Source organism: Pseudovibrio sp. WM33, from assembly GCF_001623165.1.
Classification (GTDB): domain Bacteria; phylum Pseudomonadota; class Alphaproteobacteria; order Rhizobiales; family Stappiaceae; genus Pseudovibrio.
The window spans coordinates 111,609-130,337 of record NZ_LMCK01000039.1 but is presented as its reverse complement, the minus strand read 5'-3'; the positions used below and the strand labels follow the sequence as shown (position 1 = coordinate 130,337).

Here is an 18,729-nt window from a genome sequence, read left to right as displayed (position 1 = left end):
TTTGGCAAATGTAGTTTTCTACCACCCCATCGGGTGATAGTCGCTGAAGAAGCCGCCGTTTGGTCCGGCTTCTGGCAGTGTGGCCAGCCATATCCCAGTTTCGGCACCTTGCTCCGGTGTCCGTGGCGCAGTTTCGCCGCCCATTCGGGTTGCGACCCATCCAGGGCACATGGAGTTGATCTTTACGCAGGACGGCAGTTCGCGTGAAAGCGCAAGGGTTAAGGCATTGAGCGCTGCTTTAGCCACCCCATAAGCGCCGGGGCCAGCTAATCCTTCAGTGAAAGCCCCCCAGTTGGAGCTCATGTTCACAATGCGCCCGTATTGCCTGTCGATCATAGCTGGAGCAGCGCGACGGATCAGGTGATAGGGACCATGCACCATCACCTGCATGCTTTGTTCAAACTGTGCAGGGTTTTCCAGCATTGGCTCTTCATAGAGCACTCCCGCGTTGTTCACCAAAACATCAATAATTCCAATATCATCAAAGGCTTGCTCGATGGATCGCAAGTCTGCCACGTCCAGATGCACATGCCCGCAGTCAAGCTGCTTGGCAGCCTCCGCGCCTGCCTCCGCATTCCGCGAGCCAATAATGACCTCAAGGCCTTCTTTTTTCAGTCCTTTCGCGATGGCATACCCAATGCCCCTGTTACCACCGGTAATCAACGCACGTCTGGCCATCTGGCACCTCTGTTCAGTTCACACCAACATTCACTTGGAATTAAATAAGTAATTCATTTTCATATTACCATCAAGGTTCACCAATCAGAAAATGATCTGGGTCTTTTCCCTCATCAAAGTCGTAGGCAAAGCGGAAGGGTTCTGGATTAAAGTACTCGCGATAATACTGAATTTTGCCATGAGGTACGTGGAACAAGCCGCCATAAATCTGGTTGTATTCCCGTCCTGTGGTCAGAATCTCGACCTCCCCCGTAAACTCCGCAAAGACCCATTCAGGCGACATCATCGGGTAGAATTTCAGATTGGAGGTGAAATCCGCTTCTCCGGCATTTTCCGGCCACGCGCTGTAGTGCTTGATCAGGTTGGCCTTGCCTTCCACCACATCCGGAAAGCCATCAGGCGAGTAGGGCATATCTTGCACTGCCTTTTCCGACCAGACATCGGCAAGCGCCTCCATATCCTTATTTTCCAAGGCTTTAAGGAATTTAACGACAGCAGCTTGCGCCTTGCGTCGTTTCAGGAAAGCAGGTGGATGAGCTTTGGCTCTGCTCTTGGCTGTCTCCAATATATCGCCATTGCCATTCTCACTCTTCAGAACAAAACTATGCTTGAAGATACGCCAGTGATTACTGCGCTTATGCAGGCGGAACTGATAGAGGCCCTCGACCTCCCAAACCTTGTCACCAACATACAGCTGCCCCGCAACCGAGCACGAGGCGTTGGCGATGTCTTCCTCGATGCGGATATTGAAATCATTGAGAGAATGGCGCATCAGATCGAACCCCGGCAGCAGCTCTGCCCAGTCCATCAACTGTTGTTCCCGTGTCTTCTTATGCGCTGTGCCACCAAGCAGCGAGCTGTAATCCATCTCCACGTGGTCGCTATAAAGCAGGCCAAGGCTCTCATAATCCCCCCGATCAAAACAGTTCACAACGCCTTCCAGCACCGTGGTTATGGCGGCGGTGTCTTTTGCTGTTTCAAGGTCGGACGGGTCGCTCATCAAAGATCCTGTTCAAAGCGTGGAAAGGAAGTGTTCAGCGACAGCTTCCAAAGCCCGATCAATGGGTTGGGTCTTGTCATAAAAGTCAAACTGGCTGACATCCTCAAACCACAACGTGGTCGCCCGGTCACCCATACGCCGCGCAAACTCCTTGGCACCTTTGGGGATCGCGGCAGCCTCACTGTGCACAATCAGGGTTGGTTGATTTTGCTTGTCCGCCGTGTGCACACCATCAAACGTCAGCCATGCTTCCCACGAGGCCAGATTGAACTTGTTGTCAAACTCCGGGATTAGACCGCGGTCTTCCTCAGTGTAGTACTCCACGTCAAACATCAGTGCGGTGTCATCAACTTTACTCGCGGCTACGATGTAGCGCAGCTCATCATGGGTCAGCGCATCGCGGCCCACCTTCATCAAATTGCTGACGCCTTCCACACCGCCGTAAACCTCTGAGATAATTTCCGAATTATGAAGCCATGGAGCAACAAGTGCCAGTGAGTGAACGTGCCGGTTTCCACCTGTTGCAGCGCTCATGTACCCTGCTGAAGCACAAATCCCCAATCCGCAAATCCTGTCCGGATTCACATCCGGGCATCGTCCCATGAAATCAATAGCCGCGCGAATATCATCCGTCTTGCGGACAGGGTCTTCCAGATACTTGGTTTTGCCATCATGTGCAGAAAGACCCCAACCCCGAAAATCGAAAGCCAGCGCTACAAAGCCACGCATGGCGAGCTCAGAGGCGTAGAGACCTGCCATCTGCTCTTTCACTGAAGTCCACGCTCCGGTGACCACAACTCCAGGAAGCTTGCCGTGCGGTGGTCTTTTCTTCGGGAGGTAGAGATCTCCATGCAAGACTTCACCGTGACACTCAAATTCCACGGTCCGTACTTCAACCTTGTCCAGATTATTACCCAGCTTCTTCCTCTCAGGCATTGGCTGATCCTTGGTTCTTTGCGCAACTGTTGAAGACTAGGATCAACCAAAGACCAGAACAGGCCTTTAACAGGCAACATGGGCTTGTCTGCATCGTAAAAACGTAGCTGCACGAACACTGCAAAATCGCTTAAACTCCTAGCAGACCAGAGCCGGACGCAAGGTCACTCGCACAATCCATTGATTGTAATTTAGAATTAGCTAAATTATATATTGCTTTCTTAGCCGGCTACTCCCATATAAGCCGTGTTGCATAAACTAGGCCTGAGATGAACGAGAAAGTCGCGCACTGGAATGCGGTTTATGATGCTCGCGAAGAAGAGTGCCTGACCTGGTATGAGACCCAGCCAACACTGTCTTGTCAGCTCGTCACCCAGCATCTCAAACTTGGCGAAGCATTCATTGATGTGGGTGGTGGCACCTCCAAACTGATAAGCATACTGCACGCTGCAGGCTATGGAGCGCTTGCCTTTCTCGATATCTCATCTGTTGTTCTGGAAGCTGGCAAAGAGCGTCTTGGCGGTGTTGCTGATGATGTGGAGTGGATCAACGCAGACATTACCACCTGGACACCAGAGAAGACCTATCAGGTTTGGCATGACCGGGCTGTCTTCCACTTCCTCACGGAGATTGAAGACCAGAAAGCCTATGTAAACGCGTTGGTTAAGGCTGTTCCCGTTGGTGGCACTGCAATCATCTCCAGCTTTGCTGAGGATGGTCCAGAGAAGTGCTCTGGTCTTCCTGTGCAGCGGTACTCTTCGCGCACACTTGCCGCAAAACTTCAGGCGCTTGCGCCGGGTGTCTTTGCGCTGACGGATGCACAAACGCATACTCACATTACGCCAAAGAAAAACCAGCAGAATTTCCAGACAAGCGTGTTCGAGCGCGTTGCGTAATATGTAAAAGACCGACTTGAGAACCCTGTAAGCCCCTATTAGAACGGCGGAATTCAGTAAGCGACCTATATTTATCAGAAATCATAGATGGCGATTTACCATCATCTTGGCAAAATGTTGTCCCATCATGTGTTTCTAATCAGACTGCTTGCAGAGTTGAGTATGTAGCAGGCAACGATTTGGGAAAGAGGCGAATTATGAGTGATACAAACAGGTCCCACTCCGACTATTCAGAGGACTTCCTTGTACCTGCTTCCAAATCTTCCATTCTCGAAGCCGCTATAACCTGCTTTGAGAAGTTCGGTTACTTTGAGACCACTTACGCTGATATCGCCGCTAACGCTGGCCTGAAGGTAAAGGATGTAACGCAGGTCTTTCCCACGAAAGATCAGGTACTTGCTGAATACATCACCACCTATGAAGATGCCCTGCGCATTCAGTTGGATGACCATGATAAGGACGAGGAAACACAGCTGCAGCAGATTTACTTCATCTGCAAAACAGCGCTGATTTTCCTGCGCACTCACAGGGTGATCACCGCCATCTGGTTTGAATTCTATCGCCACAACGTGGCCAAGGTGGTTCTGCGCCGCTTCTTCGGGCAGATCAAAGCCCGGCTTTCTGATCTGGTCAAGGAAGGCATAGAGCAGGGTAACATCAAAGAGAAAGACGAGCACGACGTGGTGGAAGCTATAATCGCTCTCGTCGAAGGGACTTTGATCATTTCCCGTCTTGAAGAGTCGACTGACTTCGAACAGCGCTTCGACAATTCATGGGCGATCATGGAAGAGGGGCTGCGGGCATAACTCAGCCCCGGCCTTCACCCCAATCATAAACAATCCCCGCTAGCTCACTCAGGGAATTACCCGCATTGAAGTCCTTGTGAATAGACGTCATAAGGGATATTCCGAAGTGGACTAGACGACCGGTCTATTTTTAATTAAAACACACCTTATGAAGATGAAGAAAAGCGAAGCCACAAGACAGCACATCTTGGAAACCGGGCGTAAGTTGATAGCAGAGCAGGGTTTTTCCAGCATGGGCCTGAGCGTACTGTTAAAAACCGCCGGAGTTCCGAAAGGCTCATTCTATCATTACTTCGAATCCAAAGAGCATTTCGGCTGCGTATTGGTTCAACAATATATAAATGAGCGCATGAAAAACTTGAATGGGATGTTTGAAACCGACGCGCTGACCATGCGAGAAAAGCTGTTCCAATACTGGCAATTTTGGGAGAATTGCCAGCACTCTGGGGATGCATCCAAGCATTGCTTGATCGTAAAGCTAAGTGCGGAGGTTGCAGACATTTCTGAAGACATGAGAACACTACTGGCCAAGATGAATTCCAGCATCGAACGACGTCTTGGTGACGTTATCGAAGCTGGCGTTCAGGAAGGTTCTATCGCTCTGATACTGAATGCGAGAATGACAGCTCAGATGCTTTACCAGATGTGGCTGGGTGCGAGCCTCATTGGAAAAGTCACACGAGATAAGAAGCCTCTCCAGAAAGCACTGGAGGTTACAGAAATAATGCTGCCTGCTGCATAAAGCCATCAATCCCTAAGAAACCTAGTCCAACAGACGTCAGACACAAAATCTAAGGTGAAGATATGAAAGTCTTCTATGACACAGACACTACAGCTGAAAACGGACGCTCCGGCACATTAACGTTGAGCGACGAAGCTGCAAAAATTCGAGTGACTCCTCCAGGAACTGAAGGTGCAGGCATTACGCCGGAAGAACTCTTCGCGATGGGCTATGCCTCTTGTTTTGAGTATTCGTTGAAGATGGTCTCTGGGCACAAAGAGTACCCACTGGACTTCATCGATGTCCGAGCCTCTGGCAGTGTGGTAGAAAAAGACGAAGGCGGCTTTGTGCTCGACATTGAGCTGCATCTGGAATTCTCCGGCCTGACCCGTGAACAAGCCGATGATGTAATTCAGGCAGCTAATTCTCTCTGCCCGTATTCCAATGCAATTTGTGGCAATGTGGACGTGCGTGTCTACACCAAGCTGAATTCATAAAGTAATATAATCACAAAGACTTACTTACATTAATTGAGGAACCTGAAATGCCACAGAATACCGAAGTGAACCGCCAGATTGTGCTGGCGGAACGCCCTGTCGGGGCTCCAACATCCAAAAACTTCCGTCTTGAAGAAGCAGCGATCCCGACACCAGGTGAAGGCGAAATACTGCTGCGGACGGTTTATCTGTCTCTGGACCCGTATATGCGCGGTCGAATGAGCGATGCCAAATCCTATGCAGATCCCGTGGAAATTGGCGATGCCATGGTCGGCGGTACCGTGTCTGTGGTGGTGAAATCCAACCTTAAAAACTTCAGCGAAGGCGACTGGGTGGTGAGCCTGGGTGGTTGGCAAGACTACTCAATTTCCAATGGCGAGATGGTTTTCAACCTTGGCAAAAAGCCAGCAATGCCGTCCTGGGCACTGGGTGTCATGGGCATGCCGGGTTTCACCGCCTACGCAGGCCTGTTGGAAATTGGCGAGCCGAAACCGGGTGAAACCATTGCAGTTGCAGCGGCCTCCGGCCCAGTTGGCGCAACTGTTGGACAAATCGGCAAGATCAAAGGTTGCCGCGTTGTTGGCATCGCGGGCGGTGCGGAAAAGTGCAAGCATGCCGTTGATAACCTTGGTTTTGACGTCTGCCTTGACCGCAACTCTCCAACCTTTGCGCAGGACCTGAAAGCGGCTTGCCCGGACGGAATTGACGTTTATTTTGAGAACGTTGGCGGTGCAGTGTTTGACGCGGTCATGCCGCTTCTCAATGCAAATGCCCGTATTCCGCTGTGTGGATTGATCTCTCAATACAACGCAACAAGCCTGCCGGACGGTCCGGACCGTATGGGCATGCTGATGGGCACATTGCTGGTGAAGAAGATCCGCATGCAGGGCTTCATCATCTTTGACAGTTTCCCAAATCTTTACCCTAAATTCGCAGCGGATATGCAGCAGTGGATTGCAGAGGGTAAAGTAAAATACCGCGAGCAAATGGTAGACGGTTTGGAAAATGCGCCGGAAGCTTTCATGGGCCTCCTCGAAGGCAAGAACTTCGGCAAACTCGTCGTAAAAATCGGCGACTGATCTCAAAACGAGAATAACAAAAACAACACGAACACCAATGCCACGGCACTGGTGGCTACTCCCCCTATGCCTGCTGAAAGGTAGATCACAATGAACGTGCTTATGGTCCTCACATCCCACGATAAGCTGGGCAACACAGGCGAAAAGACCGGCTTCTGGCTGGAAGAGTTCGCTGCACCTTACTACGTCTTCAAAGACGCTGGCGCGACAATCACTCTGGCCTCTCCTGCTGGCGGCCAGCCTCCGCTGGATCCAAAAAGCGACCTGCCGGATTTCCAGACTGCCGCAACTGACCGCTTCAAGGCCGATGCAGCCGCAAATGATGCTTTGGCCAACACCGTAAAGCTGGACAGCGTTTCTGCCGATGCATTTGACGCTGTGTTTTACCCGGGTGGCCATGGTCCGCTGTGGGATCTGGTAGACAACACAGCCTCCATCTCTCTGATCGAGCAGCTGTATTCCGCTGGCAAACCTGTCGGCGTTGTCTGTCATGCCTCTGCCGCATTGGTCAACGCTAAGGCGGCAGATGGCTCTGCGCTGGTTAACGATAAGAAGGTCACCGGCTTCTCCAACACAGAAGAAGACGCTGTGCAGCTGACTGACGTTGTGCCGTTGCTGGTGGAAGATGCCTTGCAGGAAAAAGGCGCTATCTACGAGAAGGGCGCAGACTGGGGCTCTTTCATTCTGGAAGATGGCAATCTGATCTCCGGCCAGAACCCGGCTTCCTCTGAAGCTGCAGCAAAAGCAATTCTTGCGCGCATGAGCTAACCCTCTAGCATCCCTCATTATGAGAACCGGTACGGAGTTATGCTCTGTGCCGGTTTTTTGTGCCCCGTCGGCAGGGGGAATAAACCTGCACAGTCCGGTTTGCGTTGCTATGTGCGTTGGTTTGCGTTCTTTACGTTTTGCGTGCGTTGCAAAGTAAAATAAGCCACTCTTACGCAGTCTGCCTGGCGCCCAGCAGGGCGTTGATCACCGCACCCATCTTTTCCGAATAATCCTTCGCATCCGCAGAGGTGATAAAGACCCCATTGGCAGCCAGCAATTGATGATTTTCTTTGAGCTCAGCTCCATTCTTGACATTTGGCGTCAAAATTATAATATAACGCCATATGTCATCATGATGTTGAACTGGTTTGACGAGAGGGAAGATGCCTAGTCTTCGTAAGATTGAACAACCTCTGGCACCCGGTGGGCCGAAGTTTACCGAGGAAGAAGTGCATGCCATGCAGCGTGCGGTGATCAACTTGTTTGAGCGTTGGCAGCTGACGGATGAGCAGGCCACCTTGTTGTTGGGAGACATTGCCAAGCGCACCTATCAACGTTGGAAGACGAGACACTATGGTCGTGTCAGCGTAGACCTTGCAGCGCGCCTGTCCAACCTGCTTGGCATTCACAAGGCGCTTCGCTTGCTGTTCAGCGACACCAACCGTGGGTATGGTTGGGTGAAACGCGCGAACCATGACTTTGGCGGAAAGTCTGCTCTTGAGATCATGATGGGCGGACAACTCACGGACTTAATGCGCGTGCGCAGATATCTCGATGCGCAGCGAGGCAACTGGTGACCACATTAACTTTGGTGGAGACGGACCTGAAAGCTCCTGAAACACATGTCAGTTGGCCCAAGTATTATCGTCTGGTCAACTCGGCTTCCCCACCCATAGATTTGTTCGAAGACATTGCCGATCCGGCAGACTGGGAACTTTTGGCCGCTGCAGAGAGCCGCACCAATCCGCGCCTTGCAGAAACCATCGGCAATCTGGACCTTGTCCCTGTTGAGCGACGGGTCAATGGAACGGGCTCATCCTATCTGATGGCGCCGTTCACCCATGCCTCTCCTGACCGGACTGGTCGCTTCCATGATGGCTATTTCGGCGCGTTTTATGCAGCCAAGTCTTTTGAAACCGCACTATTCGAGACCGTTCACCATACCGGAAATTTCTATGCTGCCACACAAGAGGCGCCGGGGTGGATTGCGCAGATGCGCGAGTTGATCGGCAGTGTTGATGCAAAACTTGCTGACGTAACTGATCCCCGTTTTGACGTTCTGCTCCACCCCGATGATTACAGCGCCTCTCAGGTCTTCGCTCGTAAGCTGCTGGAAGATGGCGGCGAGGGCATTCTCTACCCAAGCGTACGCGACCAGGGCGGCTTATGTATTGCCGCATTTTATCCCGATGTGGTGGAAGCACCGCTGCAGGCCCGGCATTTCAGCTATCACTGGAGCGGTCAAGCGATTGATATGATCAAGGACCTGAACTCAGGCGAAGTTTTCGAGATCGCTGATTAACGCCAACACCCTATAAAATAAGCAAGATTTTCCACGTAGATTCCCTTGCGTCAAAAAATGTAGTTTTGCGGCTTTTATTTCCAGAAAGAACAGCGCCACGCAGGTTTGAGCCACTAGCATCACACTATTGATTTTATAAGGACAATAATTGTGAGCTTTTTCAGCAGTAGCGGCGGAACCTACAGCTTCTCCAACTACAGCGTTGCAAAGTATATAGGCAATGCGTCGTCGTCGATCAGCACTCGTGTCAACCAGAGTGTTTTGTCGCTGGATGATGAGTCGAAAGACAAGACAAAGACGCCTGACCTTAAGCCAACCCCGGATGCTGCTGTTGATGCGCGCGCCAAGCTGACCGATCTTTATGGCGACCTTGATACGACCTCCAGCAAGTACAAGGATGACATCGAAGCGTTTCGTAAGGATATCTTTGATGACCTGGAGTTTGACCGCGAAACCCTCCACCAGATCGCCAGCAATGAAAACGGCTATTTCTCTGATGAAGAGATAGAAGCCGCAAAGCAAGTGATGCAAGAGCAGCTTGACGAGATCCTGAAGAAAGACGCTCCCGAGGATGGACCAACTGCCGACAATTATCTGTCTCTTTTGAAGTATCTGGAGGAAGAAACCTCCGCAGAAGAGCAAAAGTCCTTCGAGTGGGCAGAAAGCAAAGCCAGCGCTCAGGCCGCTTATAAACGACTATCCGGTGGTAAGGAGAGCGACCTCTTTTCAAATGGTCCGGTCGTCAACTTGCTCACCAAAGCCCATGAAGACCTGTTCGACGCGCAGAAAACCAATCCTGACGCAAAACTGGAATCCATGTCCGCTTACGATTCCGCTCAGTACCAGTGGGAACGGAACAACAACAGCTACGACGCTTACACCTCACCGGATGCCTGGTGGAAGTAGTTTTCAGCAAAACCTGACACCCCTGCCGCAAACAGTGGCAGGGATCAGCCAATGCGCTGGCACTGAAGAAGCATAGGGACGTCCTTGCCCCAGAAGTCGATGAACTCTTCCAGAAGGTCAATCCTGTATGGCTTTGCCCCTAGTAACTTCCCTGCTTCTCAATGAATGCGTCTGCTCTATGTTGTGCTTGGGATAAATCTTGAGGCGAAAGTAACTTCGCTACACGATCCATAATTTGCGCAGCTTTATCATTTCCATTTGCTTTGGAAATCGAGAACCAGACATATGCGCTTGTGATGTCCTGCGGGACTCCTTCTCCATTGGCGTGTATTACACCGAGATTATATTGCGCATTGGCTTCGCCCTGTTCAGCAGCTAGACGGTACAACTTCACAGCCTGCGCATAACTTTGCGACACACCTCTTCCATCCACGTACATGTCTCCAAGGTTCTTTTGTGCTATCGCCTCCCCCTGCTCCGCAGCTAGGCGATACCACTTTAAAGCTCGCTCATAATCCCGCGGCACACCCTTTCCCTCGGCGTACATGACTCCGAGATTAGATTGCGCCATAGCGTAGCCTTGTTCCGCAGCAAAATGTGACCAATTTTGCGCTTTGGTATAGTCCCGCTCTACACCTTTCCCTACAAAGTACATGACCCCGAGATTGTATTGCGCAACAACCTCTCCTTGGTCTGCGGCCCTTTGGTACCACTTTAAAGCTTGCTCATAATCCTGCCGCACACCCCTTCCAGCGTCGTACATCCCCCCGAGATTAGTTTGTGCTGTAGAATAACCCTGATCAGCAGCTCGCCGGTACCATTTTAAAGCTTGCGCATAATCCTGCCGCACGCCTCTTCCGGCATCGTACATGGCTCCGAGGTTAGATTGCGCCATGGAATAACCTTGATCAGCTGCCCGCTGGTACCATTTTAAAGCCAGCGCATAATCCTGCCGCACACCTCTTCCGTTTTCGTACCTGATTCCAAGATTGTATTGCGACCTGACATTGCCCTGATTGGCTGCTCGTCGATACCACTTTAAAGCTCGCTCAGTATCTTGCTGCACGCTCAGTCCCTCAGCGTACATGAAACCAAGATTGTGTTGAGCCTTGGCATTGCCGTTTTGAGCGGCTTCGTGGATCGCTTGAAAACCACTGTCTTCAAAAGAAAGAAGAAAATTGAGCCCGAACAAAATGGCGAAAGCCCAGAAAAGTCCTATCAAAGATCGCAACAGCATGCTGCACTCCAAATTCGAGGCCATTAATCTAAAACTGAGTTCGTTAACCCAACAGATGGCAGGTTAAAACGATATTCCACTGACCTTGCAACTGTTTAGCACAAAGTAGCAATAAGTAATGTCATTTGAGCTCACCTCGTGAATCAACTAGAGATTGAAAATGACAGAGTTTGGGTCGTTACTTCTGTAGTGATTAGTTACTTATCTAAACTATGCATTTCAACCAAGGACCACTCAATTCCACTCTTCTGGCATTTGATACGGTTAGCCTGAATTACACCGGCAACCTCATAGATCGCGGTACATACAAAAATGGCCCGGTGATGAAACCAGGCCATTCTTTTGAAAACTGTGTTTTCTCTTATTCAGCCGGGGCTTTTTCCACGCCCTCAGGCTCATCATCTTCGGAGAAGAACTCCTTAGTGAGCTTGAAGACAATCGGGCTGAGAAGTGCCAGCGCGATCAGGTTTGGAATAGCCATCATCGCATTCAGCGTATCAGCCAGCAGCCAGATGAAGCTCAGCTCCGCAGTTGCACCGAAGTAGATCGCAACCACCCAGAGGATGCGGTATGGCTTGAGCGCACGAGGCCCAAAGAAGAAGCCAACGCATTTCTCGCCGTAAAAGCTCCACCCCAGAATGGTGGTGAATGCAAACACCGAGAGCGAGATCGCAATCAGGTAGCCACCAACACCTGGCAGAGATGTTTCGAATGCCAGAGAGGTGAGCGCTGCACCGGAGGAGCCAGAGGTCCACACACCGGATGCCACAATCGCAAGACCAGTGATGGTACAAACGATGATGGTGTCGATGAACGTGCCGAGCATTGCGATCAGACCCTGATTAACAGGGCTCTTGGTTTCAGCAACCGCGTGAGCGATTGGCGCAGAACCCAGACCAGCTTCGTTAGAAAAGACGCCACGGGCAACACCAAAGCGGATCGCAGCCCAAACAGCAGCACCAGCAAAGCCACCTTCAGCAGCAGTGGAGGTGAATGCCTGAGCAAACACTGTCTGCACAGCAGCACCGATGGAATCGATGTTGATGATCAGAACAACAAGGCCAGCTGCGATGTACGCAATAGCCATGAACGGAACCAGCTTGCCGGCGACGTTACCAATGCGCGTTACTCCTCCCAGAATAACAGCAGCGGTGAGTGCCATCAGGACAACAGCCGTTGCTTGTGCCGGAATGCTGAAGTTCTCATTCAGAACGTTCGCAACACTGTTGGCCTGCACGCCGTTACCAATGCCAAACGCAGCAACAGCGCCAAATGCAGCAAAGGTTGGTGCAAGCCAGTACCACTTACGGCCAAGACCGTTTTTGATGTAGTACATTGGGCCGCCAACGAAGTTGCCAGCGTTGTCGCGCTCACGGTATTTCACCGCGAGGACAGCCTCGGCATACTTGGTTGCCATGCCCACAAGAGCAGTCATCCACATCCAGAAGAGAGCGCCAGGTCCGCCCAGGAACACAGCCGTCGCAACGCCTGCAATGTTACCTGTTCCAATTGTAGCTGAAAGAGACGTCATCAACGCATTGAAGGGGCTGATTTCACCACCACCTTCGCCTTGGCGACCTTTCCAGAGCAGGCTAAAGCCCGTGCCCAACTTAAAGATGGGCATTAGTTTGAGTCCGATCTGGAGAAAAAGTCCTACCCCGAGAATGGCTATAAGCATCACAGGGCCCCAAACGATAGAATTGATTTCGCCTAGGATATTCGTCATTGTTTCCATGGTTAGCCTCCCACCATGATTTTTATTATGATTTAGTTTACATCCTCGGCATGCATAGGGAATACATCTACAATAGACCTATTTCAAACTTTTCTATTGTTTTTCAATTAGTTAATTTGAAAATACGTAGTTTACCTACGGTCATCACGAAAAATTTTGGTGAAAATTTCGCGTCTGACGGGCGTAAATTATCGTTTTCAACCGACCACCCGGTACAGTTTTGGAAAATCCATCCCCGGATTCGTAACTTATGAGCACATTCTGATTAACCAAGATAAGAGAGTTGCGGTATTGCCCTAAGGGCAGGGGAAAATTACTCCTCCCGATAGATCTCCTGCTCGGTAAACTCCCAAAATCTCGTCACCGCGCTGTTGCTGGGTGTTGTCGGCAAGCGGGTGAAGAACAGGCTACGCGGGGCAGGGGGATCAAGCGGTAAAACTTTCACACCATCCAGATCCTCAGGCAGCGCAAGTTCCGCAATAATCGAGCATGCAAGACCGGATCGTACGACTGCCAGAATGGATGTGATCTGCTGAATGGAGTGATCCACGCGTGGGTCTGTATCTGACCGGCCAAACCATTTCCGCACCAACGGCTCACTACCGCCCTTAGTCATAATGAAGGGCTGCTTTTGAAAAGCTTCGGCGTTCATGTGCTGCGGCAGATCCATATCATCTGCAGTGATCGCGACAAGTCGGTCACAGGCAATGGGCAGACTCTCGAACTCCTCATCACCATCTAGTCCCGGGACTACGGCCACATCCACCTCACCGCGTCGCAAAGCTGCGATGATTTCCTGATCCTGCGCCTCGCGCAGCTCCAGCGCGATACCGGGGTAGTGGCGTGAGAAGCGCTTCATGACATGAGGCAGGAGCCGTGTGGAGGCGGAAGGGCCTGAAGACCCGATGCGCACGCGCCCGCCTTTGTTCTGGCGCAGATCGTTGATGCTGGCCAGTGTGTTCTCTTCCGCCGCCTGCACGCTCAGGGCATATTGCGGATCAGCTTGCCCTCATCCGTCAGCTGTACTGGTTGAGAACCACGACGGAGCACCTTTACGCCAAGGCGCTTTTCGAGCTCTGCAATAGACTGGCTGACGGCAGACTGGCTCACCCCCAATTGATGCGCTGTTTTGGTGACGGAGCCAACCGCCTGCAACAAAGGCAGAGCGCGCACGGCAAGCTCTGGCAAGCGCATTGCAAAAGAATTGAGGCCATCAGGCTTGGTCATTAGGTATCACCGCATATTATAAGCTTAGCTTATTATTTTATAGTCTCCCATTAGCCTAAGACATAGCAGCAGGAAAGACCAGCCAAACCGTCAGGGAGAGCGCACATGGGGATCGCGATGGCATTGCTGCCAAGTCTGGGCTTGCTGGCTTTGGGCGGCGTGTTTGGCAAACGTCTGGATCAGGCCACATGGCGCGGCATTGACACGCTAAACTTTCAGTTGCTGTTCCCAGCCTTGATGTTTTCCGCCGCAGCAGCTCGCCCCATCAATCTGGATGATGCAGCCATCATTGGATTGGGCACCTGGGGTATTTTAGGGGTTGGGCTGCTGTTGGGGTGGATGTTGCGCCCGTTTGGGCCAGCACGGTTTCTGGATTTTGCCGCTGGCTGGCAAACGGCCTGGCGGTTTAATACGGCCATCGGGTTTGTAGCGATCAGTGCGCTGGATGCGGACAGTGCCTCGCTTATGGCCATCGCCATTGGCTTTGCGGTGCCAATGGCAAACCTGATGGCGATAACGGCTCTTTCCATGGGCAAAGGTCTTGGCCTGCGCAAGGCTGCGGGAAAGGTGGTGCTCAATCCATTCTTTCTGGCAGCCCTTAGCGGTGTTGCGGTGGGTTTGAGCGGATATCCGCTTCCCTCAGTCCTTTCGGAAGGTCTCAATCAACTGGCTCTGGCCGCCATCCCCTTAGCATTGCTGGCGATTGGAGCGACACTTGATTGGCAAGGACTGATGAAGCTGGATATCTATACGGGTGGGTTGAACTCCATAAAGCTGTTGGCCTTGCCCTGCATCGCCTGGTTTATGGTGCACAGCTTTGCCATTCCCAAAGAGCAGGCCTCTGTGCTGGTGCTGTTTGCTGCTTTGCCCACCGCATCAGCCGCCCATGTACTTGCCGCTGCCTTTGGTGCGGACTGCCGGCAACCGGCCACGCTGATCGCCCAGTCCACCTTGCTCTCATGCATCAGCCTGCCGCTTTGGATTGCCTTGCAAACCGGATAAGAAAACGGGCCCTGCGGTGAACCGCAGAGCCCAAGCCATTAGATAAGGAAGGTCATTCGTCATCTATGAGCACATGATGCTCATTTATGCGGCTTGTTTGAAAGCCGTAGGCTTAAATTCCAGAACCCAACAGGCTTCCAGCTTGTTTCTCTTCCATGGCAGGAAGGAGCGGATGCGGTACTTCACCTGACGAAGTTCCAGATAGTCCGGCAAGCTTGCACCGGGGCCAGCAGATTTCTGAATTAGATCTGCCCAATCCCGTGCCAGCTTGGTTGGTTCTTCGACGATTTGCATTCCGTCGCTCTTTTCTCCGGTGGTTTTGGAGATCAGCTGCTTGTAAACGGATGGGTTCAACAGAGCCTTCAAGGCACCACTCAAACCATGCAGATCTTCACCAAAGGCCTGATCATCTTCGTCAGCGATGTTACCGGCATTTTCCTTGTCTTGATCTGTTGGCTCATTCAGCACAACACTGCTGGCTTCTGTGGTGCCGTGTTCAACTTCCTTGATCACGACATTGTACTGATCCTTCTTGCCACCTTCCATCGGTGTGATTTCAACCTGGAACATGGCTGACCAAGGTTGTTCCTTCGCCCATTTCAGGATCTTGCGGATAATTGTGCCGTTGCTCATCTTGGCCATGACTTCCTTCATGGCATGGTCCTGCAAGCTGCTGATCGCATCATGTGCATTCCCATAGCTTTGCAACAGACCGTCACCCTTGGAGGTAAGGAACTCGTCCAGATGCCCTCTCTTGTCCTGAATGTCGCTGCTCTTTTGTGACTGATCTTCTCGCAGATCAGACATATTGAGAGCCAGATCGCCCAGATCACCTGCAATAGCTCGTGGCAGATTGTTGATTAGGTTAACCTCGGCAACAGTGTCAGAGGTTGGTTTTTGTTCCACAACCCAGGCCGTCTTCACGGTGTCCGTGTTGGAGAAGAAACCCTTCTTGATGTCGTGATAGCGGATTTGCTTCAAAGTCATGTAATCAGGCAGCTGATCACTGATATCCCGGCCACTTGCCTGTGCGCGGGCGAGGGTTTCACCCCAGTTCATTGCCAGATCACTTGGCTTTTCGACAAATGGCACATCATCATTGCTGGCTTCACCCGTAACCTTGGTGGTCAGGGCCTCCATCATTTTTGGTGAGCGCAAGCCGTTGAAGATCAGCTCAGGATTGGCCATGAGCTTTTCTTTGGACAGATTTCGCTGTGCCAGATCAGTGCTGCTGTCGATACCCAGACCGTCAGTGTCTTCATTTCCCGCAGCGCTGTCGCGCAGCTGCGCTTCAATGTTGAAGAACTCACCCTTGGTGGTGATGTCGATATCAACCAGCTTTGCCCATGGCTGGGTGGCAACCCAATTCATGGTCTTGCGGGGGCTGTTGGTCTGGGCAAGGTGGTCGTTGACCATGTTCTTCGCCATCTTTGCAAGGCCGGAGGCTGCCTTCAGGGCTCGGTCGTTCTGCTCTGCCAGTTCATCAACGGCAGAATCCACGGTCTGACCAAAGCTGATGGCAGACTGAACGTCGTTTGTGGTGTTCAGTGCCATGCCCAATTGCCGGGCAACGGCCATACGGTACTCAACAACTTCCTGTTCAATTTCTTCCAGCTTTTGTCGCTCACTGTCAGAAACTGCATTTTCCTTCGCATTGTCGATGGTGTCGCTCATAGCCTTGCCGAAGGCATGCTGGCGGTACAGCTCATTGACATCTTTGACGAGAGCATTCCCGAGCTTGACCATATTCTGGCTCATAAACACCAGCATTTCGCGGTGGGCCGGGGTCAGCTGCTTAGGGTTGGAGTTGGCTGCATTCTGCAGGAACTCATTGAAACGGGGATCGTCCGCCTGACTGTCAAAAATTTCCTTAGTGACGCTCCGGGACTCATCCTTCAGCTCTTTTTTCAGATCACGGGTGAACTGCTGCTTGACCATTTCATCAGCTTTTTCCTGAGGCATGCCCAGAACATCTTTTACATGATGCTCCCATTTGGCGGCTGAAGGGTCAGCATAAGCTGTTGCGAGAGGGTCTTTTAAGAAATCCTCTTTCTTCTGCTGGAAGGTGCGCAAGCGGTCTAGCCGCTCACGAAGCGTGTCGGATTCCGGCAGGCCAATTTCCTCAAAGACAGCATGGACCGGCATTGGCTTTTCGCCAGCGGGCCGTTCTGGAGGTGGGGTGTCGACGACGACATAGTCGCTCAAATCCGGTTCAGCAGTTCCATTGCGTTGGTCATGATTACCATGAACGCCATTGACCTGCTCGTTTGAGGTTCTTGCTGTACGATTGGGTTGGTCCCCGTTTTCCTCGGGGAAGTTCCAATGCATGTTCTGGTAGACTGCCTTGGCCCAATCGTGCTGTTCAGCATTCAACTTATTTACAGGCATGACACGTCTCCTGCTAACTAAGTTTTGTTATTGGCTAATAAAGTTGTGCTCCTCCTATCCGTTTATTTTAAGGCACGGAATCGACTTTAGTATAATAAGTTAAGATTGATTAAACCGGTCTATTCAAATGCAAGCGGTCTAAGCATTTAAACTGACAATACCGATCACGTTTTCCCAAAAACATCAATCACATCTGCTGATAGCGCAATCAGTGAGCGGGTGCCCAATTCGCCCGGTTTGCAACACCAGCCCGTTCAAATTTGCGGTTTATTTGAGGGACTGAAACCGCCTGTTTGCAATGAAATCTGCTTAGGATCTGCGCGAAATTGCAAACTAGAAAGCTCATGGATGTTGTATCTGACGTCACGCATGCGATTTTCTGACCTGAGCGAGCAGCAGGTGCTGGCGCTTGCCATCTCGTCAGAGGAAGATGACGCCCGCATCTATCGGGGATTTGCAAAACGACTGCAGGATGATTACCCCGGAACCGCCGCCGTCTTTGCCGATATGGCCAATGAAGAAGACCAGCACCGGATTGCGCTGATCGAACTGCACCAAAAACGCTTCGGCGACACCATTCCTCTGATCCGCCGCGAACATGTTTCCGGATTTTATGCCCGAAGCCCGCTCTGGCTCTCCACCCAACTGACGCTCGATCAGATCCGCCATATCTCCGAGAACATGGAGACGGCCTCGCGCACATTCTATGAGAACGCAGAGAAGAAGAGCACGGATGCAGATACACGGCGCTTGCTGGGCGACTTGGCAGCGGTGGAAGCTGATCACCAGAACAAAGCCCGCACCTTGTCACAAACTCATCTGGCCTCAACAGGAGAGCAAGAGGAAGAAACCGCACACCGCAAGCTGATCCTGACCCTGATCCAGCCGGGTCTTGCCGGGTTGATGGATGGCTCCGTCTCCACTCTGGCCCCAGTTTTCGCCACAGCCTTTGCAACAGGCAACACATGGACCACGTTTCTTGTTGGCCTTGCAGCCTCCATCGGCGCGGGTATTTCCATGGGCTTTACGGAGGCTGTCTCGGATGACGGGCAGATTTCCGGACGAGGCTCGCCTGCCTTGCGCGGCGTTGCATCCGGCGTGATGACAGCTCTTGGTGGACTGGGCCACACCATCCCGTACCTGCTCAGTGATTTTTGGGTGGCCACGTTCATCGCATTTTTCGTTGTGGCGGTTGAGCTCTGTGCGATTGCGTGGATCCAGAGCAAATACATGGAAACGCCGCTCTTGCGGGCGACGTTTCAGGTTGTTCTCGGCGGCTCACTGGTGTTTGCCGCCGGTGTCATTATCGGCGGTGGTTAGACCTGCTCCGC

General features: G+C 51.8%; 19 protein-coding genes and 1 pseudogene. 12 read left to right on the top strand and 8 right to left on the bottom strand.

The annotated features are described in order from the left end of the window. Positions 1 to 18 precede the first annotated feature (18 nt). The 3 genes from PsWM33_RS08350 to PsWM33_RS08340 form a co-directional block, all read right to left on the bottom strand. On the bottom strand, positions 19 to 678 hold the full coding sequence (locus PsWM33_RS08350; protein ID WP_063299881.1) for an SDR family NAD(P)-dependent oxidoreductase: 660 nt from the start codon (positions 676 to 678) through the stop codon (positions 19 to 21). 70 nt (positions 679 to 748) lie between these two features. Then, complete coding sequence (locus tag PsWM33_RS08345; protein ID WP_063299880.1) at positions 749 to 1,678, bottom strand: nuclear transport factor 2 family protein; 930 nt, start codon at positions 1,676 to 1,678, stop codon at positions 749 to 751. Positions 1,679 to 1,690: 12 nt separating this feature from the next. Continuing rightward, the gene (locus PsWM33_RS08340) at positions 1,691 to 2,614 is read right to left on the bottom strand and encodes an alpha/beta hydrolase (protein ID WP_063299879.1); all 924 of its coding nucleotides are present in this window, start codon (positions 2,612 to 2,614) and stop codon (positions 1,691 to 1,693) included. 269 nt (positions 2,615 to 2,883) lie between these two features. On the opposite strand from PsWM33_RS08340, the gene PsWM33_RS08335 reads away from it, so the two are divergent. From PsWM33_RS08335 to PsWM33_RS08295, 10 genes and pseudogenes are all read left to right on the top strand, one after another. Further along, entirely contained in the window at positions 2,884 to 3,510 is a 627-nt protein-coding gene (locus tag PsWM33_RS08335; protein WP_063299878.1) for a class I SAM-dependent methyltransferase, read from the top strand. A 197-nt stretch (positions 3,511 to 3,707) separates the two neighbouring features. After that, positions 3,708 to 4,316 (top strand): TetR/AcrR family transcriptional regulator, encoded by a 609-nt coding sequence (locus tag PsWM33_RS08330; protein ID WP_063299877.1) that lies wholly within the window; start codon positions 3,708 to 3,710, stop codon positions 4,314 to 4,316. A 148-nt stretch (positions 4,317 to 4,464) separates the two neighbouring features. Continuing rightward, positions 4,465 to 4,614, top strand: a pseudogene (locus PsWM33_RS28660) (TetR/AcrR family transcriptional regulator); the annotation flags it as partial. 51 nt (positions 4,615 to 4,665) lie between these two features. Beyond that, complete coding sequence (locus PsWM33_RS08325) at positions 4,666 to 5,058, top strand: TetR family transcriptional regulator C-terminal domain-containing protein (RefSeq protein ID WP_244276673.1); 393 nt, start codon at positions 4,666 to 4,668, stop codon at positions 5,056 to 5,058. Positions 5,059 to 5,120: 62 nt separating this feature from the next. Continuing rightward, positions 5,121 to 5,534 carry an Ohr family peroxiredoxin gene (locus PsWM33_RS08320; protein ID WP_082826929.1) on the top strand — a complete coding sequence of 138 codons (414 nt, stop codon included), beginning with the start codon at positions 5,121 to 5,123 and terminating at the stop codon, positions 5,532 to 5,534. Between the two features lie 47 nt (positions 5,535 to 5,581). Continuing rightward, positions 5,582 to 6,613, top strand: a complete 1,032-nt coding sequence (locus PsWM33_RS08315) for an NADP-dependent oxidoreductase (protein ID WP_063299875.1) — start codon at positions 5,582 to 5,584, stop codon at positions 6,611 to 6,613. Positions 6,614 to 6,703: 90 nt separating this feature from the next. Next, positions 6,704 to 7,381, top strand: coding sequence for a type 1 glutamine amidotransferase domain-containing protein (locus tag PsWM33_RS08310; protein WP_063299874.1), 678 nt, complete (start codon positions 6,704 to 6,706; stop codon positions 7,379 to 7,381). A 458-nt stretch (positions 7,382 to 7,839) separates the two neighbouring features. After that, on the top strand, positions 7,840 to 8,178 hold the full coding sequence (locus PsWM33_RS08305; protein ID WP_082826935.1) for an MbcA/ParS/Xre antitoxin family protein: 339 nt from the start codon (positions 7,840 to 7,842) through the stop codon (positions 8,176 to 8,178). Beyond that, positions 8,175 to 8,903 (top strand): RES family NAD+ phosphorylase, encoded by a 729-nt coding sequence (locus tag PsWM33_RS08300; protein ID WP_244276671.1) that lies wholly within the window; start codon positions 8,175 to 8,177, stop codon positions 8,901 to 8,903. Before PsWM33_RS08305 ends, PsWM33_RS08300 begins: the two co-directional genes overlap by 4 nt. A gap of 150 nt (positions 8,904 to 9,053) precedes the next feature. Beyond that, positions 9,054 to 9,809 carry a hypothetical protein gene (locus PsWM33_RS08295; RefSeq protein ID WP_208994470.1) on the top strand — a complete coding sequence of 252 codons (756 nt, stop codon included), beginning with the start codon at positions 9,054 to 9,056 and terminating at the stop codon, positions 9,807 to 9,809. A gap of 139 nt (positions 9,810 to 9,948) precedes the next feature. Here the strand turns inward: PsWM33_RS08295 and PsWM33_RS08290 are convergent, their stop codons facing one another. The 4 genes from PsWM33_RS08290 to PsWM33_RS27970 all read right to left on the bottom strand — a co-directional run bounded on the left by PsWM33_RS08290 (position 9,949) and on the right by PsWM33_RS27970 (position 14,008). Further along, complete coding sequence (locus tag PsWM33_RS08290) at positions 9,949 to 11,046, bottom strand: SEL1-like repeat protein (protein ID WP_063299871.1); 1,098 nt, start codon at positions 11,044 to 11,046, stop codon at positions 9,949 to 9,951. A 361-nt stretch (positions 11,047 to 11,407) separates the two neighbouring features. Further along, positions 11,408 to 12,724: an alanine/glycine:cation symporter family protein gene (locus PsWM33_RS08285; RefSeq protein ID WP_244271742.1), complete on the bottom strand. Its 1,317-nt coding sequence runs from the start codon at positions 12,722 to 12,724 to the stop codon at positions 11,408 to 11,410. A 370-nt stretch (positions 12,725 to 13,094) separates the two neighbouring features. Then, positions 13,095 to 13,760, bottom strand: a complete 666-nt coding sequence (locus tag PsWM33_RS08280; protein WP_208994469.1) for a LysR family transcriptional regulator substrate-binding protein — start codon at positions 13,758 to 13,760, stop codon at positions 13,095 to 13,097. A 2-nt stretch (positions 13,761 to 13,762) separates the two neighbouring features. Next, entirely contained in the window at positions 13,763 to 14,008 is a 246-nt protein-coding gene (locus PsWM33_RS27970; RefSeq protein ID WP_208994468.1) for a helix-turn-helix domain-containing protein, read from the bottom strand. A 105-nt stretch (positions 14,009 to 14,113) separates the two neighbouring features. On the opposite strand from PsWM33_RS27970, the gene PsWM33_RS08275 reads away from it, so the two are divergent. After that, positions 14,114 to 15,010: an AEC family transporter gene (locus PsWM33_RS08275; protein WP_057462430.1), complete on the top strand. Its 897-nt coding sequence runs from the start codon at positions 14,114 to 14,116 to the stop codon at positions 15,008 to 15,010. An 84-nt stretch (positions 15,011 to 15,094) separates the two neighbouring features. Here PsWM33_RS08275 and PsWM33_RS08270 read toward each other — a convergent pair whose 3' ends face one another. Beyond that, entirely contained in the window at positions 15,095 to 17,398 is a 2,304-nt protein-coding gene (locus PsWM33_RS08270; RefSeq protein WP_063299870.1) for a hypothetical protein, read from the bottom strand. Between the two features lie 369 nt (positions 17,399 to 17,767). Between PsWM33_RS08270 and mbfA the strand changes: the two genes are divergently transcribed. After that, the gene (gene mbfA, locus PsWM33_RS08265; protein ID WP_244276670.1) at positions 17,768 to 18,718 is read left to right on the top strand and encodes an iron exporter MbfA; all 951 of its coding nucleotides are present in this window, start codon (positions 17,768 to 17,770) and stop codon (positions 18,716 to 18,718) included. Positions 18,719 to 18,729: the final 11 nt, after the last annotated feature.

Coding starts and splice junctions, on each gene's coding strand:
- PsWM33_RS08350 (WP_063299881.1), bottom strand. CDS start 678: ATGGCCAGACGTGCGTTGATTACCGGTGGTAACAGGGGCATTGGGTAT.
- PsWM33_RS08345 (WP_063299880.1), bottom strand. CDS start 1,678: ATGAGCGACCCGTCCGACCTTGAAACAGCAAAAGACACCGCCGCCATA.
- PsWM33_RS08340 (WP_063299879.1), bottom strand. CDS start 2,614: ATGCCTGAGAGGAAGAAGCTGGGTAATAATCTGGACAAGGTTGAAGTA.
- PsWM33_RS08335 (WP_063299878.1), top strand. CDS start 2,884: ATGAACGAGAAAGTCGCGCACTGGAATGCGGTTTATGATGCTCGCGAA.
- PsWM33_RS08330 (WP_063299877.1), top strand. CDS start 3,708: ATGAGTGATACAAACAGGTCCCACTCCGACTATTCAGAGGACTTCCTT.
- PsWM33_RS08325 (WP_244276673.1), top strand. CDS start 4,666: ATGAAAAACTTGAATGGGATGTTTGAAACCGACGCGCTGACCATGCGA.
- PsWM33_RS08320 (WP_082826929.1), top strand. CDS start 5,121: ATGAAAGTCTTCTATGACACAGACACTACAGCTGAAAACGGACGCTCC.
- PsWM33_RS08315 (WP_063299875.1), top strand. CDS start 5,582: ATGCCACAGAATACCGAAGTGAACCGCCAGATTGTGCTGGCGGAACGC.
- PsWM33_RS08310 (WP_063299874.1), top strand. CDS start 6,704: ATGAACGTGCTTATGGTCCTCACATCCCACGATAAGCTGGGCAACACA.
- PsWM33_RS08305 (WP_082826935.1), top strand. CDS start 7,840: ATGCAGCGTGCGGTGATCAACTTGTTTGAGCGTTGGCAGCTGACGGAT.
- PsWM33_RS08290 (WP_063299871.1), bottom strand. CDS start 11,046: ATGCTGTTGCGATCTTTGATAGGACTTTTCTGGGCTTTCGCCATTTTG.
- PsWM33_RS08285 (WP_244271742.1), bottom strand. CDS start 12,724: ATGCTTATAGCCATTCTCGGGGTAGGACTTTTTCTCCAGATCGGACTC.
- PsWM33_RS27970 (WP_208994468.1), bottom strand. CDS start 14,008: ATGACCAAGCCTGATGGCCTCAATTCTTTTGCAATGCGCTTGCCAGAG.
- PsWM33_RS08275 (WP_057462430.1), top strand. CDS start 14,114: ATGGGGATCGCGATGGCATTGCTGCCAAGTCTGGGCTTGCTGGCTTTG.
- PsWM33_RS08270 (WP_063299870.1), bottom strand. CDS start 17,398: ATGCCTGTAAATAAGTTGAATGCTGAACAGCACGATTGGGCCAAGGCA.
- mbfA (WP_244276670.1), top strand. CDS start 17,768: ATGCGATTTTCTGACCTGAGCGAGCAGCAGGTGCTGGCGCTTGCCATC.